General features: G+C 62.8%; 6 protein-coding genes. 3 read left to right on the top strand and 3 right to left on the bottom strand.

Annotated elements, in window-relative coordinates; translation table 11 throughout:
- Positions 1 to 23: 23 nt before the first annotated feature.
- Genes JG747_RS14040 through tssI form a run of 3 tightly spaced genes read right to left on the bottom strand, consistent with a single transcriptional unit; the run spans position 24 to position 3,120 of the window.
- On the bottom strand, positions 24 to 362 hold the full coding sequence (locus JG747_RS14040) for a hypothetical protein (protein ID WP_019859804.1): 339 nt from the start codon (positions 360 to 362) through the stop codon (positions 24 to 26).
- Entirely contained in the window at positions 362 to 784 is a 423-nt protein-coding gene (locus JG747_RS14035; RefSeq protein ID WP_019859805.1) for a DUF6484 domain-containing protein, read from the bottom strand. Before JG747_RS14035 ends, JG747_RS14040 begins: the two co-directional genes overlap by 1 nt.
- Before the next feature lie 8 nt (positions 785 to 792).
- Complete coding sequence (gene tssI / locus JG747_RS14030) at positions 793 to 3,120, bottom strand: type VI secretion system Vgr family protein (protein WP_019859806.1); 2,328 nt, start codon at positions 3,118 to 3,120, stop codon at positions 793 to 795.
- Positions 3,121 to 3,367: 247 nt separating this feature from the next.
- Between tssI and tagH the strand changes: the two genes are divergently transcribed.
- The 3 genes from tagH to tssM all read left to right on the top strand — a co-directional run bounded on the left by tagH (position 3,368) and on the right by tssM (position 9,752).
- Positions 3,368 to 4,447, top strand: a complete 1,080-nt coding sequence (gene tagH / locus JG747_RS14025; protein WP_202362018.1) for a type VI secretion system-associated FHA domain protein TagH — start codon at positions 3,368 to 3,370, stop codon at positions 4,445 to 4,447.
- A gap of 263 nt (positions 4,448 to 4,710) precedes the next feature.
- The gene (tssL, locus tag JG747_RS14020; protein ID WP_202362017.1) at positions 4,711 to 6,225 is read left to right on the top strand and encodes a type VI secretion system protein TssL, long form; all 1,515 of its coding nucleotides are present in this window, start codon (positions 4,711 to 4,713) and stop codon (positions 6,223 to 6,225) included.
- Positions 6,225 to 9,752: a type VI secretion system membrane subunit TssM gene (tssM, locus tag JG747_RS14015; RefSeq protein ID WP_202362016.1), complete on the top strand. Its 3,528-nt coding sequence runs from the start codon at positions 6,225 to 6,227 to the stop codon at positions 9,750 to 9,752. The genes tssL and tssM overlap by 1 nt, the downstream gene beginning before the upstream one ends.
- Positions 9,753 to 9,791 lie beyond the last annotated feature (39 nt).

Below are 9,791 nucleotides of genomic sequence, written 5' to 3'. Positions count from 1 at the left end.
GGCGCGGCAGCTCGCTTAGCGATCTACACCCCGTTCGCCCCGAGATATTCTCTGACCTTTTTAAGGTCCAGCTCTGTGACCGGGATCGGGCGCTTCGCCTCCAGCATGCGCACGACGAACAGCTCGCCCGCTTCGGGATATTCGGCGAACCGTTCCTGAGCGATTCGCTTGCCCTCCGGTCCCGCCACCCACAGCCCGTCCAAATGCGCCTCCAGCCGCTCGACCAGCCGCGCGAGCCGCTCAGCGTCCATGTCGGGATTCTCGTCCGGGTGCAGCAGGTGCCGGTCGTAGACTGTCCACAGGAACGCCGCCATCTCCGCGTGCTGGCGCACGATTTTCGGAAGGACGGGTGCGCGCGGCATCAGTTGAGGTTGACCGAGCCACCGCGGATACGATTTGCCGCACTGGCATGGCTGGTGACATATGTGCCGCGAATGGTGATATGACCGTCTTTTTCGAGGATGATGGTCGCTTTGCCGCAGCGGAGTTCGACGCGTTCCTCGCCATGGATCCGCACCTGGCGCCCGTCACTGAACGCCCGCGGGCGCGGGTCGCGGGTCGGATCGACAATGCGTCCGACGATCAGCGGAAGTAGTGGATCCCCCTCCTCGAACAACAGTGCCACTTCGGAGGCGATCGCGTCCGGACCCAGCGCGACGAGGCTCTTCGCCTTGAGTGCGGTCTCCTTTGGATTGCCTGCAAATACGACCAGCGGCGTGGCCTCCTCGAAGCCCAACAGAACCCCGATAACGACACCCTCGATCCGCGATTTCAACGCAACCATTTCGAACCTCAATTCTGCAGGATGTTGCTGCCCTTCATGACGATATCGCTCGAAGCGTCGACATTGATCTTTCCCGAACCTTTGATCGTAATGTCCTTTCCCTTGATGGTGATCGTTCCATCCTTCTTCATAAGGATCTCTGCACTACCGGTCTTGATCGTTATCGAGTCCTTGGCTTCGATAGTCAGGTTCTTGCCGACCACCATCCCCGCATCCTCGCCGACTTGGGTGAGGCTCTTCTTGCCGATCTTGAGTTCGTGCGCCCCGTCGATCTGGGTCGAGGCATCCTGGCCGACCTTGACGGTCCATGTCTTGCTGATCTCGGTGTTCTGCGCGCCGCCGATTTTGAGGCCCTGATCGGCGCCGATCTCGATACTTTGGCTGGCCGCTACGTTCCAGCCATCATCCGCCCCGATATCGTGGCTCTGCCCCGCCCCCACCGTCACACTCCGCGACGCCCCGATCGTATTCGTTTGCGCCGCGCCGACGCTCCGTGTCTCGGTGGCGCCCACGGTATCGACGCGCGCCGCGCCGACCGTCACCGTCTGCACCAGCCCGACCGTTTGCGAGTGGCTGGCGTCGATGTTTTCCGTCGAATTGGCGACGACGTGGATCGTCTCGTTCGCCATCACCGTTAGCGACCGGTTCGCGCCCACCGTTTCGGTGTCGTTCGACCCGATGTTCGTCGTCTGGTCGACGCCGACCTTGACGGTCTTGTTGTTGCCGACGTCCTCGTCGAGGTTATGGCCGACGGAGTGCTTGGCGTCATGGTCGATGCGGTCGGACTGGTCGTGCTGTACCGTCTTGTTGCGGTCGTGCTTGATCAGCAGATGGTGGTCCTTCTGCGCCTGGAAATTGACCAGTTCGGAACCGGCCTTGTCCTCGAACATCAGCTCGTTGTAGCCGCCGCCGCCTTTCGAGGAATTGGACTTCCAGCCCGATTGCGTGGCGTTGGCAGGCAGCGCGTAGGGCGGCATCTCGGAGGCATTGTAGACGCGACCGGTGATGATCGGCAGGTCCGGGTCGCCCTCGATGAAATCGACGATGACCTCCTGGCCGATGCGCGGGATCTGGATGAAGCCCCAGCCGCTGCCAGCCCAGGTCTGAGACACGCGCACGAAACAGGACGAGTTCTGGTCCTTCTTGCCGAGGCGGTCCCAGTGGAATTGCACCTTCACCCGCGCATATTTGTCGGTGAATATCTCTTCGCCCGAAGGGCCGACCACCGTTGCCGTCTGCGGGCCGCGCATGATCGGTCTGGGCGTGATGCGCGGTGGCCGATAGGGCAATTTCGTGGGCGCTACGCCCAGCACCACCTTGAAATTCTCGATGTGGGCTTCGTTCTGGGTCCGGTAGCCCGGATCGAACAGGCGGTATTCGGCGCTCACAACCAGATATTCCGTATTCTGGTCGTCGCGCGGAAAGCTTTCGAGCGTGAACTTGCAGCCGGAAAAAAGGCCGCGCACCGTACCGACGGCGGTGTTGCGATGGTGCACTGCCTGAAGTTCCTCGCGGCGGATCCCCGCGATCGTGTCGCCGCGCCCGACATCGAGATGCGCTCCGGGCTGGCGGTAGTTTTCGCCCGAAGCCTCCTTGTGGCTGAAGGGCTGGGCGGACTTCGCCATCAGATCGGCGCCGGGCTTCTCGAAGTCATAGTCCGTATGGGCGTAGGCGCCTGGCCGCACCGCACTGCCCGGGATCCATTCGGTGATGTATTCGACGTCGCGTCGCGAGCCATAGCCCTCGAAATTATAAAGCACCTTCTCGTAGCCTGGAGCCGGCTTCAGCTTGCTCATCGCATCGCACAGCACGAGCGTGTGCTTGTCCTCATCATGCTCGAAGAAATAGAAAATGCCTTCGTGCTCGAACAACCGCTGTACGAAATCGAGATCACTCTCGTCATACTGGACACAGTATTCGCGCGATGGATACGAGCCCTGCAGGCGCTTCTCGAATTTTGCGATGCCGTATTTCGAAAAGATCTTTTCGACGATCTCCACAGCCGTCATGTTCTGGAAAATGCGGCAATCGGTGGTATTTCCGAGGAACCAGAGCCACGGTCTGACGGTGGCCTCGTAGTAGGCCAGCCGGTCCTCTATGCGCGTAAGCTTGAAATCCGACACCAGGCCGCTGAACCAACGCTTTGGATCGGATTCACCTTCGACCGAAACGACGCCGCCCAGCATCTTCAGCGGATCGACGTCTCGGCTCTTGCTGACGAACCCGACGGTGTAGGCAAAACTTCGGCTGATCTCGTCACGACCGACGAGATGGGTGAAGGTCAGCACATCGGCGCCAACCGGCGTGTGTACAACCGTGGCACGTTCGTTCGCCATGGGGCGTGCCCCTCCTCGACGCAGCCGCCAGTGTGATGGATTGAAGCCCCCGCTCCGTAAATTGCATCACGCACGGAAGGTTTTCGAATTCACCGCATCGGACCTCTGCAAGCCTAGCATATGTTTGATGGAGGCCAAACAGAAGCAATGTCTAAACCGTGGCGTGCATTCATGTGACGCGCACCTCTCCCACTGCGCTGGCAAGATGCTAGAATGCCTAGGATTTCAGGTTTGCCAGTGGCGTCGAATGTTCATTTCGCTCCAGATCAGCAATGTTGACAGACTGCCGCCAGGCATTTCGGCGAGCTATGCCGCCCGCGACCGCAGCTTCGAAATCGGGCGCGAAAATTGCGACTGGACACTTACCGACCCCGACAAGTTCATCTCAGGCCGGCATTGCGAAGTCCATTATCAGGCGGGCTCGTTCTGGCTTCATGACGTCTCGCGCAACGGCACTTTCGTCAACGGCTCCAGCCAGCGCATGAATGCGCCGCATCGGCTGACCCAAGGCGACCGGCTGCTGATCGGCCGTTATGTCGTCGCCGTTTCGGTCGACGAAGAGCGCGCCGCCACCGGCCATCCGCAAGCCAGGACCGGTTCAACGCAACGCGAGTTGCCGCCCTCGACGGGAAGGCCGCTGGAACTTGGCAGCGCGCCATTCCACAATCCAGCGGGGCAGCGCCCGGCCGGGTCAACGCCGGTGCCGACGTCTTCGGCGCTGCAGCCCGGCCCCGCTGTCCCGGTCAAGCAGTCGGCGGAAGCGGACGGGATACTGCGCGATATCGCCAGGGCGGCCGGCTTATCGCCGGAGCTGTTGCAGTCGCGCGACCCGCATGACGTCGCTGCGGAGATCGGTGCGGTGCTGAGAACCACGGTCGAGCAGCTGTCCTTGCTGCTCAAGGCGCGGGCGGCGGCCAAGGTGCTCGCCAAAAGCGCGCACCGCACCATGATCGGCGCCGAGGACAACAACCCGCTGAAATTCGTGCCGGGCACCGACGACATACTCGAGATCATGTTTGCCAAGCGCCGGGCCGGCTATCTCGATGCCAGGCACAGCATCGAGGATGCGTTCCGCGACCTGAAGACCCACGAAATCGCAACCTACGCCGCCATGCAGGCCGCGCTCTCGCGGCTCCTCGACGACCTGTCGCCGGAGGCGATCGCCAAAAGAATCCCGCCTGCGTCCTTTTCGTCCAGGAAAAGCCAGGCCTGGGACGCGCTCGTCGCAACGTGGCGGACGATGGAGGACAAGCACGAAAACGGCATGCTGGATGTCTTCCTCGCCTATTTCGCCGAAGCCTACGCCAAGGCAGGCAAGCAGAAATAGCCGCGCTCGGCAAATGTCGTCAGCAACGCTCTTACGGGCTGTGTGAGGGACCCCGTGGAAGAAGCCGCTTCCTTGATCATCCTGCTTTCCGATTTCAATCGGCTTGCCGTGCGACTAGGATAGCGCATGGGCGCTTGCCTGGCTGGCAAAGCGGTGTGGCTTGGGGCGTGTGCAGGAATGTCATGTTTCGGCAAGATCAGTCTTTCCATCCGGCTCGCTGTTGATACCCAGCCTGGTACGCGCACCTCGACGGTGGTGCGCCGATGAGCTCGAAGGACGATCCCTCCGAGCCGCCGGATAAAACCGTCATCCGCGCACCACGGCCAAGACAAAAGCCGCGCGTGGCTCCCGATCGTTCCGGTGCGCCATCACCCGCCAGGGAATCGACAGTGTTCGACCCCGGCCTCGGCCGACAAATGCCCCCCGGCTGGTCGTCCGGAACCGTGGTCTTTCAGGAAGCCGGCCACGGGGCTGAGCCCGCGGCGGCACCGGCGTTGCAGCAGGACGCCTTGCTCGACGCCACAGCTGGCGTGAAGTATGCCGCGACAAATCCTATCCTATCCGCCGCAGCCCCATTGCTCATGCTGTTCGGTCAGCTGCGGCTGATACCGGTCGAACGGCAAGCCGCGGCCTTGGCGGAGCACATCGCAGACGCCATCGAGACCTTCGACCACACCATCGCCAAAGCCGGCATTGGGGAAGAAGACGCACGGATCGCGAAATTCGCGCTTTGCGAAACCGCCGACGATCTCGTCGGCAACCTGCCCTGGCCGAACAAGGAAACCTGGCTTCAGCACAGTCTGGTGGCGCGGTTCTTCCACACACGACCGACAGGCACCGGCTTCTATGAAGCGCTGAACAACCTCCTCGCCAAGCCTGAAGCGCATTACGACCTGCTCGAATTGATGCATGCCTGCCTGTCGCTGGGGTTCGAGGGCCAGTATCGGGGATTGTCCAGCGAACGCAACACACTCGAGCGCGTCCGGCGCGACGTCTACGACACGCTGCGCTATTTCAGGCCGCGCGCCGCCGAGGACATTTCGCCCCGGTGGCAAGGCATGGCGGCGGCAATGACCAGGCCAAGAGGGCGGCTGCCTCTATGGGCGATCGCAGCCGCCGCGGCGACCCTGGTGACGGCGGCTTTTTTCGGGCTACGGATCCTGATCACCGATGAAGGCGATGCAACCGCCGGCGCGCTGCTGGCGCTCAATCCTTCCACCCCGGTCACCATTGAACGCGCCAGCGTGACGGCGCCCGCCGAACCGGTGCAAGCCAACCCGCCGCCACCCTCTCCCCCGGACACCACGCAGATCGACCGCATCCGCGCGGCACTCGCCCAGGAGATCGCCGCTGGCGGACTGAACGTCGGTACGAAGGGCGACTTCATCGTCGTCGAGATCAGCAACCAGCTTCTGTTCGCATCCGGCCAGGCTGATTTGAAGGCACAGTTCCAGCCGATCGCGGCCGATATCGCCACGGCGCTCGACGCCGAAGCCGGACCGATCAAGATCGTCGGCCACACCGACAATGTGAAGCCGAAGAAGTCGAGCACGTTCAAATCGAACTTCGATCTCTCGGTCGCCCGCGCGAAGGCCGTGCAGGCGATGATCGCCAGGCAATTGAAGGATCCGTCGCGTCTGAGCGTGGACGGCAAGGGCGAAGACGAACCCATCGCCGACAACGCGACGGCGGACGGCCGCGCCAAGAACCGCCGCGTCGACGTGATGATCCCGAAACAGGAGACCTTGCAGACCGGCTCGGCGGAGAACGGCAACTGATGGGCTGGGTGCTGCGGATATTCAGCGTGCTCGCCCTGGCCGGCTTCTCGGCCGCCGTCTGGTATGCCGGACCGCTGATCCGCTTCGCCGATACCCGCCCGCTCGGATCCGTGTGGCTCAGGGCGGTCATCATCGGGGTAACGGTGGCCGTGCTGGCGTTGTTCTACGGCATCGGCTTCTGGCAAAGGCGCAAGGCGCAAAGGGCGCTCGAAGCGGCCATCGTGCGCAGCGACGAGCGCAACGACGATGCACAGGTGCTCGAAGCGCGCATGAGCGAGGCCATCGCGACGCTGAAGCGGACGAGCGGAAAGCGCAACTTCCTCTATGATATTCCCTGGTACATCATCATCGGCCCGCCAGGCGCCGGGAAGACGACGGCTCTGGTCAATTCCGGGCTGAAATTTCCGCTTGCGGGCTCCGGCAATGCCCAGCCGGTGGCCGGCGTCGGCGGCACGCGGTCTTGCGACTGGTGGTTTACCGATGAGGCGGTGCTGATCGACACGGCCGGCCGCTACACGACGCAGGAATCGGACCGCGAGCGCGACAAGGCAAGCTGGCTTGCTTTCCTCGGATTGCTCAAGAAAAACCGCGTAAGGCAGCCGATCAACGGCGTGATCCTGGCCATCAGCCTCGCCGATCTCATTGGCCTCGACGACCAGCAAATCGAGGCGCATGTGACCGAGATAAGAAGCCGCCTGCGCGAATTGCACGAGACGCTGAAGATCCAGTTTCCCGTCTATCTGCTTTTCACCAAGGCCGATCTCGTCTCCGGCTTCATGGATTATTTCGGCCAATTCGACGAAGCAGGCAGGCGCAAGGTGTGGGGCGCGACGTTCCAGACCGCCGATCGCACAAGGAACATGGCCGGCGAGGCGCCGGCCGAATTCGACGGGCTGGCGAAGCGCTTGGCGGAAGAAGTTGTCGATCGCTTGCAGGAGGAGGCCGACCCGGTGGCGCGCATCGCCATCTTCGGCTTCCCGGCACAGTTCGGTGCGCTGGGGAACCGGATAGCGCATTTTATCGGTAGCTTGTTCGATGCCTCTCGATCGCATGTCAATGTCAGCCTGCGGGGCCTCTATTTCTCCTCTGGTACTCAGGAAGGAACCCCGTTCGACCAGGTGCTGGGCACGATCGGCCGCAGCTTCGGCAGCACCTCGCAGGCGCATCTTTCCGGCATCGGCAAGAGCTTCTTCCTGCACGATCTGCTGACCAATGTGATCTTCCCGGAATCGGGCTGGGTATCCTTCGACCGAGCGGCCGAACGGCGCGCCAGGCTCGCGAGATTTGGCGGCCTCGCCGCCATTGCGCTGGCGGCCTTGGCGGCTCTCGGCGTGCTTGGCCTCAGCTTCTTCGCCAACAAGTCGCTGATCGCCTCCACCCGGCAGGCGATGGCACAGTATCGCGACAGCGCCGATTCACTGCTGAAGAGCACGACGGTGACCGACGTTGATCTCGAAAACGTCATCGGCCCGCTCGACCAGTTGCGCAACCTGCCGGCTGGCTACGAGAACGGCGACCAGGCAAAGCCGATCGAGGAGACGTTCGGGCTCAGCCAGCGCGAGAGGCTGCTGTCGGCCTCCAGGACCGCCTACCGACAAGCGCTCGAGCGGACATTCCGCTCCCGGCTGCTGGTGCAGGCCGAGCGCACCATCCAGGCCAAGATGGCCGATCCGATCGCGCTTTACGAACCGCTGAAGATCTACCTGATGCTGGGCGGCAAGGCTCCGAAGGTCGATGACGAGTTGATTGTCTCCTGGATGAGGCAGGATTGGGAAGAGAACCGCTATCCCGGCGAGAACAACCGCGAGGGCCGCGCGCAGCTCGAAAAGCATCTGCGTGCGATGCTCGCGCTCGACGACGCCTACGATCCCGTCTTTGAGCTCAACCAGCCACTGATCGAAGCCGCGCAACGCTCGCTTGGGCGCATGAGCCTTGCCGACCGCGCTTCGGCGCTGATCAGGTCGGCCGTCTACGCCGCAAGGCTGGAGGACCTCTCCGTCGCCGCGAAAGCCGGTCCCGAGACGCAGCTGCTGTTCGAACGCATGGATGGCAGCGACCTCGCCGATCTCAACGTTCCTGGACTTTACACGCGCGCGGGCTTCAACCGCTTCTTCCTGCCGCAGCTCTCGCGCATCGCGCAAATGCTCGTCAACGACCAGTGGGTGCTCGGCGGAGGCGGCGAACAGGGCGGCATCGACCAGGACCTGCCCAAGCTCGGCCCCGAACTGATCGACCGCTACGGCAAGGAATTCTCTTCCGCATGGAACCGCGTGCTCGACCAGCTCAAGTTCAAGGCGTTGCTCAAGGACAAGCCGCAATATCTCGCGCTTTCCGCCCTCGCCGCGCCGGACTCGCCTCTCGATCAGCTGTTCACCGCGATCGCCGATGAGACCGCATTGACGAAGCAGAACACCACGGCCGAGGGCGAGAGCGCAGCGCAAGAAGACCCCGCCAGCATGGCCAAAGGTCTGGCACGCATCGGCCTGCAGATCGCTGGCGGCAAGTCGCAGAGCCGAGCCGGATTGGACCCGGCTGTCGCGCAGAATGCCGGTGCGAGCGTCGAGGCACAGTTTCGACCGTTCCAGGCCCTGGTCAGCGGCGCCAGTGGACGGCGGCCGCTCGATGCGTTGACGCGGAATTTCCGCGACATCTTTCAAAGCCTCAAGCTTTCGGCCGATGTCCCTTCCCAGACCGAACGCGTCAACGCCAACCTGCAGCTGCAGATCTCCACGCTGCGCGCAAACGCCTCGCGCCTTCCGAAGCCGCTTGCGCGCATGGTCAACGCGGCAGCGGACGAGTTTGAAGGCAATGTCGCGGAAGCTTCGGTGGCCAACCTCAACCAGAACCTCGACCAGACGGTCACACGAGCCTGCGAAGAGGCGGTCAACGGTCGCTATCCCTTCGTCAGTGACGGCACCGAAGAGATCTCGATAGCGGATTTCGCCAAGCTCTTCGCGCCGGGCGGGCTGATGGACCGCTTCTTCGCGCAGAACCTTGCGCCGCTGATCGACATGACCGGCCAGGAATGGACCTGGAGACAGGACGCCCGCTCCAGCCGCGACCTGGCGAAGTCGACCTTGAAATCATTTCAGGCGGCCGCCGAAATCCGCAGCGCCTTCTTCCCTTCCGGCGGCTCGGTGCCGTCGGTTTCGATCACCATCACGCCTTTTTCGCTGAATAGCGACGCAGACAACGCAGTTCTCGACATTGACGGCCAGACCGTCCAGAGCAGCCAGACGGGGAACGCGCCAAGCACAGTGACCTGGCCGAACAGCACTGCCTCTGGTTCCGCCAGCCTAAGCCTGATGCCGGAAATGCCAGGCCGCGACTCCGCTCTCAAATTCGAAGGACCGTGGGCCTTGAAGCGTCTGTTGGACAAGGCGACCATCACCGCCAATGGCGCCAACACCGAAGCTCGCTTCGTGATCGGCGGACGAGACGTCGCTTACACGATGCAGACCGGACCGGGGGCCAATCCATTCCTGCTACCGGCCCTGTCCGGCTTCAGCTGTCCAAAGGCGTTCTGACATGGCTGTGTTCCAGCGCGCCGCCGGCCGCAGCCCTCA

The sequence above is a fragment of the Mesorhizobium sp. 131-3-5 genome (assembly GCF_016756575.1).
Classification (GTDB): domain Bacteria; phylum Pseudomonadota; class Alphaproteobacteria; order Rhizobiales; family Rhizobiaceae; genus Mesorhizobium; species Mesorhizobium jarvisii.
The sequence above is the reverse complement of the archived record's forward strand: the minus strand, read 5'-3'. Positions and strand labels throughout refer to the sequence as shown.